This is a genomic window from Candidatus Cloacimonadaceae bacterium, from assembly GCA_030693415.1.
Classification (GTDB): Bacteria; Cloacimonadota; Cloacimonadia; order Cloacimonadales; family Cloacimonadaceae; genus JAUYAR01.
In genome coordinates this window covers 1-16,609 of record JAUYAR010000118.1, presented here as the reverse complement: position 1 = coordinate 16,609, position 16,609 = coordinate 1, and the positions used below count along the sequence as shown (strand labels likewise).

19 protein-coding genes are annotated in these 16,609 nt (G+C 42.4%); 5 read left to right on the top strand and 14 right to left on the bottom strand.

Annotation, left to right across the window (positions count from 1 at the left end):
* The 14 genes from Q8M98_07350 to Q8M98_07285 form a co-directional block, all read right to left on the bottom strand.
* Positions 1-257: hypothetical protein (locus tag Q8M98_07350; protein ID MDP3114578.1), on the bottom strand; the 257-nt coding region annotated here is incomplete at its 3' end.
* Positions 257-1,033, bottom strand: a complete 777-nt coding sequence (locus tag Q8M98_07345) for a DNA adenine methylase (GenBank protein MDP3114577.1) — start codon at positions 1,031-1,033, stop codon at positions 257-259. The genes Q8M98_07350 and Q8M98_07345, both read right to left, overlap by 1 nt.
* Positions 1,030-1,833, bottom strand: a complete 804-nt coding sequence (locus Q8M98_07340) for a DNA adenine methylase (protein MDP3114576.1) — start codon at positions 1,831-1,833, stop codon at positions 1,030-1,032. Before Q8M98_07340 ends, Q8M98_07345 begins: the two co-directional genes overlap by 4 nt.
* A 109-nt stretch (positions 1,834-1,942) precedes the next feature.
* Positions 1,943-2,302, bottom strand: coding sequence for a hypothetical protein (locus tag Q8M98_07335; protein MDP3114575.1), 360 nt, complete (start codon positions 2,300-2,302; stop codon positions 1,943-1,945).
* 33 nt (positions 2,303-2,335) lie between these two features.
* Complete coding sequence (locus Q8M98_07330) at positions 2,336-2,587, bottom strand: hypothetical protein (protein ID MDP3114574.1); 252 nt, start codon at positions 2,585-2,587, stop codon at positions 2,336-2,338.
* A 9-nt stretch (positions 2,588-2,596) separates the two neighbouring features.
* Positions 2,597-3,130: a hypothetical protein gene (locus tag Q8M98_07325; protein ID MDP3114573.1), complete on the bottom strand. Its 534-nt coding sequence runs from the start codon at positions 3,128-3,130 to the stop codon at positions 2,597-2,599.
* Complete coding sequence (locus Q8M98_07320; GenBank protein ID MDP3114572.1) at positions 3,130-3,480, bottom strand: hypothetical protein; 351 nt, start codon at positions 3,478-3,480, stop codon at positions 3,130-3,132. Before Q8M98_07320 ends, Q8M98_07325 begins: the two co-directional genes overlap by 1 nt.
* A 15-nt stretch (positions 3,481-3,495) precedes the next feature.
* Positions 3,496-3,885 (bottom strand): hypothetical protein, encoded by a 390-nt coding sequence (locus Q8M98_07315; protein MDP3114571.1) that lies wholly within the window; start codon positions 3,883-3,885, stop codon positions 3,496-3,498.
* Positions 3,886-3,897: 12 nt separating this feature from the next.
* Entirely contained in the window at positions 3,898-5,637 is a 1,740-nt protein-coding gene (locus tag Q8M98_07310; GenBank protein ID MDP3114570.1) for an XkdF-like putative serine protease domain-containing protein, read from the bottom strand.
* Positions 5,638-5,715: 78 nt separating this feature from the next.
* Positions 5,716-6,876: a phage portal protein gene (locus tag Q8M98_07305; protein ID MDP3114569.1), complete on the bottom strand. Its 1,161-nt coding sequence runs from the start codon at positions 6,874-6,876 to the stop codon at positions 5,716-5,718.
* Positions 6,873-7,196 (bottom strand): hypothetical protein, encoded by a 324-nt coding sequence (locus Q8M98_07300; GenBank protein ID MDP3114568.1) that lies wholly within the window; start codon positions 7,194-7,196, stop codon positions 6,873-6,875. Before Q8M98_07300 ends, Q8M98_07305 begins: the two co-directional genes overlap by 4 nt.
* Before the next feature lie 71 nt (positions 7,197-7,267).
* Positions 7,268-7,759, bottom strand: a complete 492-nt coding sequence (locus tag Q8M98_07295) for a hypothetical protein (GenBank protein ID MDP3114567.1) — start codon at positions 7,757-7,759, stop codon at positions 7,268-7,270.
* Entirely contained in the window at positions 7,759-8,220 is a 462-nt protein-coding gene (locus Q8M98_07290; protein ID MDP3114566.1) for a hypothetical protein, read from the bottom strand. Before Q8M98_07290 ends, Q8M98_07295 begins: the two co-directional genes overlap by 1 nt.
* Complete coding sequence (locus Q8M98_07285; GenBank protein ID MDP3114565.1) at positions 8,220-8,642, bottom strand: lysozyme; 423 nt, start codon at positions 8,640-8,642, stop codon at positions 8,220-8,222. Before Q8M98_07285 ends, Q8M98_07290 begins: the two co-directional genes overlap by 1 nt.
* 286 nt (positions 8,643-8,928) lie before the next feature.
* Here Q8M98_07285 and Q8M98_07280 point away from each other — a divergent pair, with 286 nt between their 5' ends.
* The 5 genes from Q8M98_07280 (at position 8,929) to Q8M98_07260 (ending at position 16,490) form a co-directional block, all read left to right on the top strand.
* Entirely contained in the window at positions 8,929-10,875 is a 1,947-nt protein-coding gene (locus Q8M98_07280; GenBank protein MDP3114564.1) for an N-6 DNA methylase, read from the top strand.
* Position 10,876: 1 nt separating this feature from the next.
* Positions 10,877-11,608 (top strand): hypothetical protein, encoded by a 732-nt coding sequence (locus tag Q8M98_07275; protein MDP3114563.1) that lies wholly within the window; start codon positions 10,877-10,879, stop codon positions 11,606-11,608.
* Between the two features lie 18 nt (positions 11,609-11,626).
* Complete coding sequence (locus Q8M98_07270; protein ID MDP3114562.1) at positions 11,627-12,541, top strand: DUF5655 domain-containing protein; 915 nt, start codon at positions 11,627-11,629, stop codon at positions 12,539-12,541.
* Between the two features lie 57 nt (positions 12,542-12,598).
* Complete coding sequence (locus Q8M98_07265; GenBank protein MDP3114561.1) at positions 12,599-14,890, top strand: AAA family ATPase; 2,292 nt, start codon at positions 12,599-12,601, stop codon at positions 14,888-14,890.
* Between the two features lie 82 nt (positions 14,891-14,972).
* Positions 14,973-16,490, top strand: a complete 1,518-nt coding sequence (locus Q8M98_07260) for an FRG domain-containing protein (GenBank protein MDP3114560.1) — start codon at positions 14,973-14,975, stop codon at positions 16,488-16,490.
* The last annotated feature ends 119 nt before the right edge of the window (positions 16,491-16,609 follow it).

Genomic DNA, 16,609 nt, shown 5'->3' with positions numbered 1-16,609 from the left:
ATAGCAGCCTGTCTTTGCGAGAGGGAAGCGTTGAGATAATCGTTCATGGCTGAAACAACCGAGCCGACCACCTGCATCACTCCATCAAAGGCGATCTTGACGTCACGGATGGTAGCCAGTGCTTGTTCAGCAGTTACTTTAACAGTAATCGGCTTTTCCACCGACGACTTGGCTGTATCCGCCTCCTGCTTGACTTCAGTAAGCTTAACACTGGCATCGTCGGTGGTCAGGATGAGTCTAAAGGTTAAGTCTGGCATCAGTAATTGCGGATTAGTAGCTCTGTTTGGGTCTGGAAACTGCCTGAGACAGTATATTGCGCTTCGACTTCATCAATAATAAAGCCTTGGTAGAGTGTGCGGATAAACGGATCATTGTTGTAGGACAGCAGGAACTTCCCTTTGATGTTCTTTAGGATGGCTGCCATCTCTTCATGCTTGGAAAAGGCATCTGCATCATCTCTGTCGTATAAATGCTCCTTTGTAAAGTAAGGTGGGTCTAAGTAGAAGAAGGTATTGGGACTGTCATACCGCTTCAGTATCTTCTCAAAGTCCTGCTTTTCAATGATCACCTGCTGCAGACGTTCTGAAGCTGCTTTGACCTTTTCCAGTCCTCTCAGTGGCATATACTTATAGCCCTGCATAATGCAGAAGTTCTTTGACCTTGAACCATAAGAGCAGGAGAGTTGGAAGTAGAAACGGATAGCTCTTTCCAATTCTGTTTTGGGTTGATGTGCTGCAAAGCTGTCGAATAACTCTCTGGAGATAAGATACTGGTTAAGCTCAGTCACAAAGGCTTCCGGGTGGTTCTTGATATACTTCCAGAAGTTAACCAGATCACCATTGATATCATTATAGACTTCCGTGTATCTACTCTTGGTACTGGTCTGCCAATCTTCCTTTTTAGATGACTTTCCGAATAATACCCATCCGGCACCGCCAAACACTTCACAGTAGATGTCGTGCTTAGGGATGAGAGGCAGGATCTTTTTTCTGAGCAGTCGCTTTCCGCCTACCCAAGAGATGATAGAGTTCATGTAATCCCCCGGATATTTTTGGATTTAGCAGCTGTTAAATTGTTCTCTATCAGTGGGAAGTTGGCGATGATTACTTCGTTATACTCAGACTTGCCTTCCTTACGATTGATGCCCTTGGTTCTGGTCACATGCAAGGTGGAATATCCTTTGTATAGCTTCAGGACATCAGGATTATCGTCATAGGAAAGGATGAACCTGCCTTTGAGGTTACTGAGTTTCTGAAACAGGTCTTCGTGACTGAACCGCTTTGAGTTTTCATAAGTATAGCCGGTCATATAGGGTGGATCGCAGTAAAAGAAGTTGGTTTTAGTATCATACTTCTCTATCACCTTCTCGTAGGACAGGTTCTCGATGATGACCATATCCAGACGCTTGTGCAGTTCTTTGATGCGTTCCAACCGGTTATACATGCTGGATGTACCCCGCTTCTGAGAGGTACCGAAGCTGTCACCCTTTGATCCGAATGATCTGGTGATCAGGAACATGAACCTGGCTGCTCTTTGAATCTCAGTCAGACCTTCCTGTTTCATGATGTCGCCGAATAACTTGCGACTGGCGACCATAAAGTCCAGTTCCCGGATCAATTCCTCAGGATGATACTTAACCTGCAGGAAGAGATTAACCAGGCGATAGTCGAGGTCGTTATACACTTCCAGATCAGCCCAGCGTTCTTTGAGTAAGAGCATCCAGGCAGCACCCCCGAAGGGTTCGATATAGCCGGTGATACCTTCCGGGACGTATTGGGAGATGGTCTTTCTAAGCAGGCGTTTTCCGCCTATCCATCCAATTAAAGCATCCATTAGAGGTCTCCACTGTAGGCTTTGGGGTCGTTCAGACAGAGCCGCAGGTACAGTTCCGGCAGAGTCAGGTTGTTGAAGTCTTCATTGGTAAAACCTAGTTTACGCATTATCATTTCGAACTTCTCGTAGGGGTAACTGTAGGCTCTTGAGTTTTTGTCACTGCTAAGCCGAAACTCCCGAGCCAGTCTTTGCACATCTGCCTGCTGGCTCTGATATAGGCGAAAAAAGCGGAGATGTACTCCAGAGCTTCTACTGCATCCATATTGTTAGGCTCTTGCCCGGAGAGGATGCGGATCAGCTCTTTATCGGCTTCGGAGGTGGAGATCAGCTCCAACAGTTCGACTTCCGATACCTTGGTCAGCTTGCCGGATAGAAAGTCCTCTAACTTTGCCTTGATGGCGCTATTGGATATTGCCAGGCAGAGGATCTGCCGGAGTTGGTTGTAAGTCAGTTTAGGTTCTTTGATCATAGTGATTCCTTGTTTGGTAATCTATACTTTTCATTAATTGGGACTGAAGAACATCTTGATAGCCACTCCCACGAGCATAAAGAATTGGGTGGTGGAGACGCCCAAGAGGATTTTCATGTTCGTCTCCACCCTTGCCATTCTGGTTACAAGTGAGTTATTGCTGTTGCCATTGCCGTAGAGTTCCTCATGCACACTATTGAGTTTATCCTTTATTTCAGGTTTGCATTGGCAGACAGGCAGTTCCGCTGTTTCAGGTGTCTTAGTAGCTGCTTTCTTGCGCGGCATATCAGATACTTAGACAAGCCCTTTGATGAGATATACTCTGCCGGAACTGCTGCCGGAGTACTCGGTGGAGATCACGACTGACCACAGCCCGTCTGCTTCTCCGCTCCATTCGATTACCCAGCGCATGCCATTGAAGATAGTGGCTCGTTCCCGCTCTTTGTTTACTGCTACAATGGTGATTTCGGTGCCGCTGAACAGCGTGCCCTCGAAATAGTCCTTCTGCTTGGCGGAGATGCCGCTTATGGCAAACTCTACGGTATTGGTGCGCTTGCCGGGGAGCAGGAAGTTGCGGGTCTTGAGCTTGGTAATCTTGCTGTCGGTCTTACCGGGCTTTTCGGCGAGTTCACCAAGCTGCTTCAGGTTGGTACTCAGCTCGGTTGCCATACTTGTTTTCGTGGCGAACTTAGTACCGACTTCCGCAGCAGTGTAGTTCCCTAAACCATAGAAGATGTCATCTGCTACGTAGGTGTCGATCAGGGCAGAATAGAGCAAGTCGGCGGATGTCGTTCCGCTCGGATAGGTTGGTACGGTTAAGGGTGGCATCAGAATACTCCCTTAATCGCCCTGCCCAAGGAGAACAGCCATTTGCGGTTGTGGAAGACATACTCGATTGCTCCGCCGACCGTGCCGAAGACCTTCATCACAATGTTGGTCTGTGATACCGGGAGGGTCTTAGTAGCCCGTTCCACTGCCAACTGCTTCTTGGCATAGTCATCCAGGTTTTTGGTAGCAGGATTGATCTTGATATCCTGGATGATATCGAGAATGATCGCCAGAGCAGCATTGATCTTGGTCTTATCCAAGGTCCTGCCCGATACCCGAAAGATGATCCAGACTAAGAGGGTGGTGAGCAGTCCTAAGATGAAGGCTTGGTTGTTGATGATAAAGTCCATAGATACTCCTTATGGTTACATTTTGTAAAAGATGAGATGCGCCACACTGGCAGTTCCCGCTACGGCTCTGCGGATATAGATAGTCCTTTGAGTTATGACGGGAATACGTGTGGGCACACCGACCGGGATCGTGGCATAGTTGTTATTAGCAGTGCTGTTATCGGCTCGGAGTCCTATCCCACCTGTAGCAGGAGTAAGCAGCACTTCTACAGTTCCTGCAGGCACTGTGATTGCTCTCCAGAGGGTGTCGGCACCGGGACTGTAAGCCAAGCAACTGAAGCTCTTGCTTAACTGGATAGGTATTTTCCTGCCGTCAACCGGCAGGGTGATTTGAGCGGACAGGCTGCCGATCAGTCCGATTAGGACTGTTAACAGGATAATGGTTAAGATAGCCTTGTTCTTCACAGTGTTCCTCCTTTAGATGACTTTGAAGATTTTGATGAAGTTGGGGATGTAGGTGATACCGGGACGGATACGGATGTACCAGTGGTACTTCCAGTCGGCACCGTGATGTTCCACTTTGAGTTCGGCATCTGTTCTGTAGCCGATGATGATGAACTTAGTCAGTCCGGCTACGATGTAGTTATCAGGCATCAAGCGTGCTTTGACCGGGATACCGGCGAAGGAGACATTGCCGCCTTCTAACAGCAAGCGGTCGCCCACTCCGGTTTGACGTTTGGACAGTTCGCTGCGGATACGGATGAGGTCTTTCTGTGAGACATAGAACTTGAAGCTCTCCTGCTCCTCTAACATCTCATCACCAAAGGCAAGCAGAGCAGCTTCGAAGCGTTCGGCATAGGTGACCTGCACCGAAGAGTCGATATCAGTCACGTCACTGGCTGCAGTGGCGAGTTTAATGATGCCATTCAAGGCTTTGAGCTTATCTGTCCCACTGGCTCTGTCGCCTTTGAATAGGAGCAGTCGCATGGCTTTCTCGGTCTTCTTGGCGATATGCTGTTCCACATAAGCACCGAAGGCTTGCTCTCCATACTTATCCTTGTAGAACTCGACCACATCCCTGCCCAAGGTGAACTCGGCATTGAGGATGCCGGTAGGAACGGACAGATCGGCAGTGGAGACTCCCTGAGCCGTCAAAGCACCATCCAGGCTGTTCTTGAAGACCAGGTCATCAATCAGCCCGACGTCTATCTTCTCATCTTTCAGCAGCGGTATTACAGAGATATCTGAAAGAGTATCACCCGGTTGACTGCCAACCACTTCATCAATAAACAGCGAAGTAGTGTTGGCGGTCAGAATGTTCATTGCCTTGCCGGAATCGACATCGGCGATGCCTTTGTAGATTTCGCGGTGGCTTGCCTTGACGATGACTTTATTGCCATCGATCATGACTTCCTTATCGACATTTTGCAGGTTTACATCCGGCTCTCCGGGTATGCTTTTGGAGATCGCTCTGCTCATGGTGACCGACAGGTCTTTCAGGCTTTTCTCAATGCTCTTGATGGCTTCAGAAACGATAACGGTACCGCTGCTCTTTTCGAGTTCGGTTATCCGTTCTGTAATGGCAGCTATGCCCTTCTGCATCTCGCTGTTGTTGTTCAGTTCCGCTACCTTACGTAGGCTGCCGAGTTCGTTCTTGATCTCTGTCAAGCTTGCTTCGGTACCGCTGTAGTCATCAGCTCTGCCATAGATGGAGACACCATTGAACTCGCCTTTCTCGACCTTCTGCCAGAGTTCACTCTGCAGATTTTCGCACTTGAGTACTTGTACCCAGGCACCCACTTTAGCATCGGGAAAATGCTCTTTGTCAGTGGTCTTGAGGATGTAGTTCTCCACTACAGTAATCTCCGGAACCGGCTGCATGTTGTGGTTTACATCGCATTTACCGACCAGTCCGTGCTTGGCAAAGTGATCACAGGATTTCTGTATCTCTTCTTTGGTGTAATAGTCGCCTTGGGAGTCGTGGATGTTGGGTTCCATCAGAGTGACATAAAGCCTTCCCTGAGTGCCGCTTGTTTCACTTTTGAACTTAGCAGAGTTGATCTTGTGCTCAAAGCTTTTACCGCTTGCATTTTTGACTACGAAGCCCTTCTGATTAGCTGGATTCATCTCATCAAAGAGCAGCGAGACCAGCTCGACTTCCACATTCCGCAGTTCGCCTTTTTGAACGATTCTGCTTTTGTTTCCGAATAGATTCACAGTACCTCCTTTGGTGTTGTGATAGGTTATTGGTTGAAAAATCTGTTGGTTGTTATCATGATTTACTTGCTCCGAAGCCTACAGATTACGGTTCTGCATAAAGAGTTGCTCATCTGCAGATTGTAGAGCTTCTGTGAGATTACCGAAGTTGAACTCATAGTTGAACTCGATAGACAGGGTGAGAGCCAGACGTTGCTGCAGTGGTTTGATCACGAAATGGTAGAACATTAGCATATCGCTCTTATTATCCCCACCAAGTTGTCCTGGGATAAGCTGGGACACAACCCTGGCAGGGACCCGGTGATAAGCGAAGATGCCTTCTCTCAAGTCCTTCTTTAGGCTAAGAAAGCCACCTTCTCTGTCCTGCTGACGCAGAGGCTCAAGACGTATCTTAACGTCCTTGCTTTCACTTTCGATCAAAACAGTGGAATGGCTTTTGGCATTGCCTTTAACCTCAATCAGGGCTTTCTCAATCTCGGTATAGGCATCTGTCAGCACTTCATTGCCCTGCTCATCGGTGACAGTGCCGTCACGCAGCGTACCACCTTCGACAATGACGAAGTAATCGATCATCAGACCGTTCAGGAAGTTGTTATAGTCAAAAGTCTTGATCTCGGATAATATCTCGACATTAATGGCTATGGGTAGGCAGGATAGACCCCAGGCATTGGACTTATGGGTACTCTTCTTGATGTGGATGATATCGGCATAGGCAAAGTCCTGTTTCTGGTTGTTCTTGGTCTGGATAAAGTTAGGTCGAAAGAAGCCGAACTCGTCATAGTTCTCGACTATTTGCACTTCTGTGGGCAGCATCCTTTCCAAACCCATCCACTGTCCTTGGGCATTACGCAACTTGATCAGGAAACCATTCCCACAGGCGATATAGAACTTGATAAGCTCGCCTAAGATAGTGGTCTGATCTTCACAGGCAGGGAACTCGGCAGTCTCCATCCACTTGGTGACATTACTGTTCTTGCACTCAAACTGCATGACGGTTGCCATCGTGATGGCATCCACACAGCCGGAATGGTACTCATCTGTATCTAACAGTGCCAGTAATTTACTCATGGAATAGGGCTGAGACACTACCTTCTTGGACTCAGCTTCTTTTGAGATGAGCCGCTTGCCGACTCGCTTCAGAACTGCTAAATCGACAGGTTCAGGCTTATATTTGCTTTCCAACAGCTCAGTGGCAGAACTGATACCCACATTGTGATTACCCAAACGCATTACTTTCATGATGCCGCTCCTGAACCACTCTTCAGTAGGTCAATCTTGGCTATTCTAACCAGACGAGTGCCGTCTATTCGGGATGTGTAATACTCAATATGTGGGATATCTCTATTGGAAAACTTGAGATAGTTCTCTCTGAACTCCTCTTTGAGATTATACAGTGCCAGATCAGGATCATCCACGTTCTGGGCATTGACAATCAGATAGACAGTCCAGGCGATATCGGTGGAAGTAAACTGTTTGGAAGTGGGTTTGATACCATCTTCGGCATCCAGAATGATAATAGCGCAGGGCAGGTTCTTTGGAATGCTATCTTTGTTGAACATGATGGTCGGAACACAAGGCTGCAATGATTGGACTATTGTATCCCGCTGTGATAAAAACCTTTCCAAATTAGTCATAACCTGACCTCGATGGAGTTGAACTGCTGGTATATCCATTGCTCACGATTGGTGATTACTTCTGCAAAGACATTACGGGCTTGGGTGCCTTCCCTTTTGATTTTGCCCCGAATGAGATATGCGATCTCAGCGATGGTCAGCAGAATACCTGTCTCCTTGTCAGTCCAAGATAGGTGCTTGCGTTCGACCCAACCGATTAATGGGGCTATGGGAGTCCAGGAAGGCACCTTACCGCCCAAAACAAAAGGCTCATGTTTGACATTGGAACCGATCCTGAGCGTCATTCCGGAAGACTGAGTCTCGACTAAATAGCCGGTATTACCATAGAAGTCGCCCTTATCGTAAATCTGTTGTGCCAGCATCTCTTTGCGGGAATCGGCATCAATCACAGAACCGATTAGATGCAGTCTGCTTTCCAAGGCAGCATAGATAGCCCGGTAGATCTCAATCATCAGTTCATCCGGTGACTCAAACACTCTGTCAGGCATCAGATGACTCCGACCCTGATTACCCGGGGAGGTCTTGGCACTATAATGCTCAGTCTTTCTTTTCCGGCATCGTTCAGGTAGGCTGACAAAGCAGTCAGCGCTCTTAACTCAAGCTTGGACTTAAAGGCATCGATTTCCACACCTGTGAGCAGCTCAGTAGCTGATTGGTCTAATCCTACGGTCTTGACGATTCCCTCGCCCAAAGTCTTTAAATTGAGGAACTCGCAAGTGGAATGCAGCATGTAAAAGCAATAGGCAAAACGAAAAGCAACAGAGAGAGGATCATCATCGCCCATGCTTGGATTAAAAGCAGAGCCGTAGTATCTACTTAACACCACTCCTTTGATAGTCTCCAGAACTAGACCCCGATGCCCTTTGAATATCGGATTAGCTTCCAATTCTGCTGGCAGATTTAAAACAGAGAGCATTTCAAGAATGGGAACTGGCAGAGCTGCCGGCATTAGCCTTTCCTCATCAGTTCGGATAGTTCAATCGATCTACAACCGACTTGCTTCGCCCACTTCGATGCCAACATGTTATTAGCAGCTCTCTCGAAATCACCAGAACTAATGAATGTCAGGGTATTCTTGAAGCCAAGCAGACTGGTAATCCCTAGATTGAAGCACATGTTCAAAAGCACTGATTTGCGGGTTTCATTCAGCCCGGAGTAGATACCTGGAATCTCAGATAAAAGTTCTCTCTCACAACGCAGAATGTCATTCTCAAGCAGGACAAAGGCTTCTTTCTGGGAGATACCACAGTCATCGAGATTACGGCCAATACCGATGGTCAATTTACCTGCCGTACAGCGGTATGGCTTGAGTCTCAAACCTTCATGTCTGACCAGTTGTTCTTTGATCCTTTTCAGCAGCGTGGCTTCCATCGTATCTCCTTGCAAGTTGTATTGGATACTCTATCTGGAGCAAGGATGCCATTACCCTGTATTAACACAAATACGGATGCATAAGGATACGACAGAATTTGATTGACAGAATAGTGTGATCTTACAACTGGTTATTTAGATAGATGGTAGAATATTGGTTGATTCACAAGATCGAGAAATACATCCTACATACTCGAATTGTGAATTCAAGCAACTTCTTATATTTCATTCAAACAGAAAGGAATAATGATGTTAAAAACAGTAAAGAACATTGGTAAAACTGCTTATGATTGATAGTAAAGGGAAAACATCTATCATTCACTCAGCAAAGCTCTTGGGGGTATCTGTTGCGACAGTTAGAAACTGGATCAAGACAGGGGTAATTGGGACGCAAAATAATGATTTAATCTCAATAGATACATGCGAGTTAAACTCACTAATGGCAAAAATTGAAAGGGGAGAAACTCAAAGATTAAACAAAAGGGCCAACAAGTTAAATAGCAACAAAATGATCATTCCTAATGAGTACTCTGATCAAGCATCTATTCAAACAATGCTAGTAGTTGTTAAGATATGCAAAGAAAATGATTTAAATTTAAGCTCATCTATGTGGTATTCTGCTGTTTTATATTTATGGGTATTAGGAGAGATATTTATTGATGAGCATTTTAATATAGATTACACAAAAGTACTGTATCGCAGAAATAGTGTTAAAACACTAATTGAAACATGGAAAGGCGAATTACATTTAGAGATAGATAATAGTATTTTTGAAGCGATCCTGAGTGCCATTATTCTTGCTAAAGACTCAACACAGTCTGATTTTCTTGGTGCATTATATCAGTTGCTTGCTAACGAAGGAAGCAAATCAGAGAAAGGTTCATATTACACCCCCGTATCAATCGTAGATAACGTTATTCCCAATCTCTACAAACAAGGTATGACGTTTCTTGATCCTTGTTGTGGCACTGGGCAGTTTTTGTTGAGTTGTGCGAAACAAATAGGATGTAAAGTTGGTGATTTGTATGGCATTGACAGTGATTTAATAAGCGTTAAAATAGCTTCTATTAACTTATTATTGGCTTTTCCTGAAGACGAGTTTACCCCTAACATATATCATTATAATACGCTTACTGATGTTGATTTTAATTCGCTTTTCAATAACTTGGGTTTTCTTCAGAACATGTTTGATCTTATTGCAACAAATCCCCCTTGGGGATCAGTCGTTAATAAAACTGAACTTATTCGACTATACCCAATGATCAAATCAGGGGAATCATTTGCTTACTTTATTGTGAAGTGCTATGAGTTTATTAAGCCTGAGGGGAAGCTCTCATTTATATTACCAGAGTCAATACTTAACGTAAATGTCCACAAAGACATAAGACAATTCATCATCGAGCATTATTTAATACAAAGTATCACTGAATTGGGAAGGGCTTTTGCGGGAGTTTATACAAAGGTTTGTAGGATTGATTTGGTGAGAACCACACCCTCAAATGAAAATATCATAACAATATTTGGTGAAAACAGCACTCATTACCAAAGACAATCACAATATGCGTATAACTCTGATTTTGCCTTCACTATTTTTCAGCGTGATGATATCTCAAAACTCCTAAAGAAGATTTTTGATAGAGAGTACATCACTTTTAAAGGAAATGCCGATTGGGCGCTAGGAATCGTTACAGGAAACAATGAAAAATACTTATCTGATAATCTGATTGAAGGATACGAGGCTATATTCAGGGGAAGGGATGTGTTTCCATTGAAACTCGGTCTCCCCCAAAAGCATATATTATTCAAACCTGAACAATTCCAACAGGTCGCACCGGAATGGAAGTTCAGAGTTAAAGAGAAAATCATTTATAGATTCATATCGAACCAACTAGTCTGTGCGTACGACGACAAGCAGGTACTAACATTAAATAGTGCTAATATATTGATCCCAAGAAACATCGGAATTGACATAAAGACAATAACTACTTTGCTTAATTCGGAATTCTATAACTTTTTATTTTCCGCCCTATTCAACACGCATAAGATATTAAAATCGAATCTTGAAGAACTTCCCCTTCCCATGGAATTTCTTGATGAAGGATGTGATGTTCATAAAATAGCATTGGCGATTATGAACATGGAGAAGCCTTTAGATATTATTGATGATTACCTATGCAAGTTTTATCAACTAAACGAAAGCGAGATAGAACTAATTCATGAAAAAAGGAGATGATATGGAACAATTAGAGAAATACCTAAATGAACAAATCTCAGAATTAAGCGAAAGTGCGCATTATGACATTTTGAATAGGCTGGAGAATCTTGTTTCAGTATATCCATTCAATCAGTATGAATTCATCATTGCAACTCTCATGGGTCTTGATAAAATCACGATAGATGATTACTATTCATTACGTGATGATTACATTGAAAGAAACATGTTTTTGTATATTTTTGAAATCAGTGCACCAAGAGGGTTTGGAGAGGTGTGGGCACATGGACATTTGAAAGAACTTGTTCCACGGTTGCAAAAGCCATCAAGATCAAGGGACCCAAACTATAGCGGTCAATATGATTTTATGTTAGATGAAGCTATTAGGGTAGAAGTAAAAGCTTCAAGAGCAGTGGATTTTAATAGCAGTGAACCCTTATATGTGAAAGCCCTCGATTCAACTTCTAAGAAGCGATTTGATATGAACTTCCAACAGATTAAAACATATTGTTGTGATGTTTTTGTCTGGGTAGCAGTATGGAGAAATGAAATAAGGTACTGGGTGCTTTCATCGTATGAGGTTGAGCATAATGCAAATTACTCAGCTGGACAACATCGAGGAAACGAAGGGGAAGGACAGCTACATTATAATGAGAAAAATATATCTCAATTCGACATATACAGAGCCAGTTCGGATCAGTTGTTACAAGCAATAAGAGATGCATTTTATAGACAGAAAGAAAAAGTTCAGTAGAAATCAAGAGGAGGATCAATGAGATTATTCCGATTGACAAGCAACAAATCACTTGCACCAGTGAAAGAAGTAAAAATCACTAAAGAGAAAACCATGCAAGAGATAACAGAGAAGAATCTGAATCTGATTTTCGGATTGGAATTCGTTTGTTCTGAGTTTTCAGTAGATAATTATCGCCTTGATACACTTGCTTTTGACTCAGAAGCGAAGTCTTTTGTAATCATCGAGTACAAAAGAAGTGAGAACAGAAGTGTTATAGACCAAGGATATGCTTATCTTGGAAAGATGTTGGATAGGAAAGCGGACTTTGTTTTGCAATACAACCATGAGAAGAATAAGAATTTGCAAATCAAGGACATAGATTGGGGGCAATCGCGGATTTATTTCGTTTCTACATCCTTCAATAACTACCAACTAGGTTCTCTTATATTCAATGACTTACCTATCTCTTTATGGGAAGTGAAGATGTACCAAGATAATCATATCTCCTATCGGAGAATCGACTACGGTAGCTCAGGGGCGAGTATTAAGAAACTAACTCCAATTGACACAAAAATTGGCAAGGTTGCAAAAGACATTGTCGTTTATACTGAAGCTGACCATTTAAATAAAGCCAATGAAGATGTTAAATCCCTTTATGAGTTACTCAAAGAGGGGATTATGTCTAGGTGGAATCTGACAATAGACCCCAAGAAGCTCTATATTGCATTCAAGGGCACAACAAACATTGTTGATATAGAAGTTCAGAAGTCAAAACTAAAGCTCACTCTAAACGTCCTCAAAGGAAAATTAATGGATAGTCTTAGTTTGGCTGAGGATGTATCTGGCAAGGGAAAATGGGGAAACGGCGACTATCAGATCATCATGAGAGATGATGTAAGTTTATCATATATTCTTAGTTTAATTGAACAATCAGTCAAGTTACATCAATGATTAAGGACGAAAGACCAGCTGCAGCAGATGTGAATCTAAGTATATAGATGGCTATTCATGATAAGTAAAATAAACTTCATTGACAATACGGGACTTTTCCTTAAGATGAATGGAGCCGCCAACATCCCGTTAAAGAGATTATCCCTGGTTTATGCTGAGAATGGAAGGGGGAAAACAACTCTTTCTGCTATTCTCAGATCATTAATGACAGGGGACCCGATTCATATTAACGAAAGGCGGAGCATAGGCAGTCAATCCGATCCCCATGTAGTGCTTACATTTGAAGGAAATCAAACTGTGCAATTCCAAAATGGCTCATGGAGTAGATCTATACCAGAAATTGTGATTTATGATGACGTCTTTGTTACCAATAATGTTTGCTCTGGTTTGATGGTCGATCCAAGTCATAGACAGAATCTGCACGAGTTAATAATAGGCGAACAAGGAGTAAGGCTCAACCAACAGTTAAATGAATACATCGAGCAAATTGAAGCCCACAATCGAGAACTTCAGAGATTAGCAAGTCAGATTCCGGGAGACGCGAGATGTGGCTTTAGTGTTGATGATTTTTGTAGTTTACCGATCGAAGATGATATCGATAGTAAAATTCTGGCGGCAGAGAGGGATCTGTTAGTTGCACAGAATGCTTTAGAAATCTCAAATGCAGCTTTGTTTACACCTATTCAATTACCTGAGTTTGATCAATCAGCTTTTTCAGATCTATTTGCTGCGTCGTTGGATACACTTGATTCAACAGCACTGCTATTGGTAAAGGATCATTTTGAAAAATACTCACCTAGCCCAGAGCTATGGATTTCACAAGGAATGTCTCTACTTCAATCAACGCCTGAAGAAAAAAATGATAATACTTGCCCATTCTGTTCTCAACCCCTTGAAGGATCGAAAATTCTACAGAATTATCGAGCGTACTTTAGCGAAGCATACAAACAATTGATAAAGAACATAAGTGAATCAGTTTCGCATTTAAACAATCAATGTGGAGAAGACAAATTAGTCGCATTCGAGAGAGCAATAAGATCATATAACGAAAATCGCCAATATTGGTCTAAGTTTACTGATATTCCTGAAATCGCATTTGAGAGTGAGTCTGTCATTCAAAGTTGGAAAAACCTTCGAGAGATGATTTATTCGAAGCTGATGATCAAACAGTCTGCTCCATTAGAAATCGTATCTTTTACCGAGGCTGAGCTTGCTATGTTCTCAGATTACGAAGCTAATCGTCAAAGAGTTGTTGATCATAACCTGCAAGTAGCCCAGATCAATATAGAAATAAATGCTATCAAACAAAGACCAGAAAGCGCTGAACCCACCCTCTTAGTTAGAGACCTTAATAGATTAAAAGCAATAAAATCTCGTTACTCACAAGAGTTATCACAATTCTCCGAAGCCTACCTTCAAGAGAAAGCCAACAAGCAGGACACTGAAGGTTTACGAACTACAGCAAGAATTAATCTTGAGAATTACCGAAATAGCGTATTTCCAAGGTTTGAAGCTGCAGTTAACGACTTTCTGCAAATCTTCAATGCTGGATTTAGATTAAGTAGCGTATCGCCAACCAATATCCGGACTGGTTCATCGTGTAATTATAATGTGTTGATAAATAACACTCCGGTTTCAATAACTTCGAATCATGGATCGCCTGCATTTCATAACACTCTAAGCTCAGGAGATCGTAACTCATTAGCCCTTGCTTTTTTCTTAGCTACTCTCAGAGATGACCCCAATATAGGTAACAAGATTGTCATTATAGATGATCCCGCTTCAACACTGGACGATCATAGGACATTATCGACAGCTCAAGAGATTCGTAGGTTAGCTGGTCAAGCCAAACAAGTAATTGTGTTATCGCATAGTAAATCATTTTTATGCAGTATATGGACAGGAGCAGATCGTAGTGATAGTGCTTCACTACAGATAGTTAGAGATGGGAACAACTCAACAATAACTGATTGGAACGTAGATAGTGATTCTTATACCGAGCATGATAGATTGTTCGGCCTGTTAGATGCTTTCATCAATGGAGAAAGAGTAAACCCAAGAGACGTCGCAATCGCTATACGACCATATCTTGAAGGATTCTTGAGAGTGCGATGCCCGAAGTATTTTGTACCCGGGACACTACTCGGACCTTTTATTAATATATGCAGACATTGGATTGGTACTCAAGAGCAAACATTGAACGAACAGCAAACCAATGAATTAGAGAATATCAAGGAATATGCTAATAGATTTCACCATGATACAAATCCACAATGGCAGACAGCAAATGTGAACGATGGAGAATTAAACGGATTTGTAAGAAGAACTATCGCTTTTGCGTCTATCTGATTCATCTGCCTGTGAGTATGAGCAATAGGAGCATGTAATGATAATTCACAATGTCTCTTCTCTTGAAGGCTACTTAAGAGTTATGTCGTCGATCACAACTGAGTATTCAGGAAGCCTATATGTTTATAGGGGACAGAGCGATGAGTCGTGGCCAGTCCAGTGTAGTGCATTAAGGAGAATACAAAGAGAGAGCTCGAGTATTAGTCTAAAACATTATCATATAATGCTACTAGCTAAGGCTAAAATGAGAAAACCACAGTGGCTGACTTCTAATGAAACGACAGACTTATCCTTACTTATTGAGCTGCAGCATTATGGGGCAGCTACCATGTTAATAGATTTCACGTACGACTCCTTACTCGCTCTTTACTTTGCAAGTGCTGACACATCATCTAACCATGGTTCTGTATTTTGTTTCGAGCTGCTTAAAGCAAGACACCTATCAAAAATTGAAGAAGAGTACGCTATTGACCAACTGTTTGATTTATGCGATAAAAGTATATCTCTTGTTAACCCACATTATTCGAACGACAGAATAGTAAAGCAATCTAGCGTAATGTTGTTAGAAACCACTGGAACGATCAGTGATGGTCACTTGAGTCACAAGATAATCATAGATAACCAATATAAGAAAAACGTTCTTAAAGAACTTAAAACAATACTTTATGTTGATGATATAAGTGTTTACCCAGACTTTGTGGGCTATGCAAAAGCGAATAGCGTTATTTGTGCACTTGATGGATTTACGGAATTAAATAAATACTCCGATCCAGAAATAAAGAACAAGGAGGATTACCTTAAGAGATTGCTTGCTATTGCTCCGTATTCTTACGTTTTTTGGATTGAAATGGGGGCGTTGAAATTAAATAATGATGATGAAGATGCTGCGACTACTTGTTTTTTTAATGCTGTTCATTTATCGCCTAATGATTGTGAAATTCCTCTGAATATTTACGACATATGCGCTAAACATGAGAGTTATAAACTTGCATTATTGTTCAATGATAGAGCCTTTGAAACTGGAACGATTAAAATCCAACATCTTTACAGAATTGCGGAAAACTATCTAAATGGATTGCGCTATAATTCTGCAATTAAAGTATGTAAAAAAATTATATTAACTGATAGTAATGATATAAGTAATAACTTGTTGGGCCGAGCGTTAATGGGTAGCTGGCAAGAGACTGAAAACCCTGACGACATTAGGTATGCTGTTAAGTGTTTTAAAGCTTCAATCGAGGATAATCCAGATAATAGTGATTATTGGTTTAATCTAGGTAAGTGTTACGATGAATCAGGTGATTATCATAAAGCCCTTCCTTTTTATCTCCACGCTTACGAACAAGAAGCAAAACCTGAGTACATCTATAATATTGGCGTTATGTATAATCTGCTAGGAAAATATGAAAAAGCAGACGTCTTCTTGAGGATGAGATATAAAATAGGTCAGGATGATTTTCTAACTACTTATTATCTAGGAGTAAACAATTGTTACCTTGGCAGGTACAAAAAATCTGAGTACTATCTCATTAAGTCAAGACGTATGGAACCCGATGATTTTGATGTAATTGATGCACTTTGGATATTCCGGAGTAACTGAGCCACCCATTCCGCTTGATGAGAGCCACTCCTCCAAAAAATAGAGCCACTCGTTCCGCTACTGAGAGCCAGTATTGCTAGAGTATTATCTAATATATAGTTACATAGTATTTATGAGTT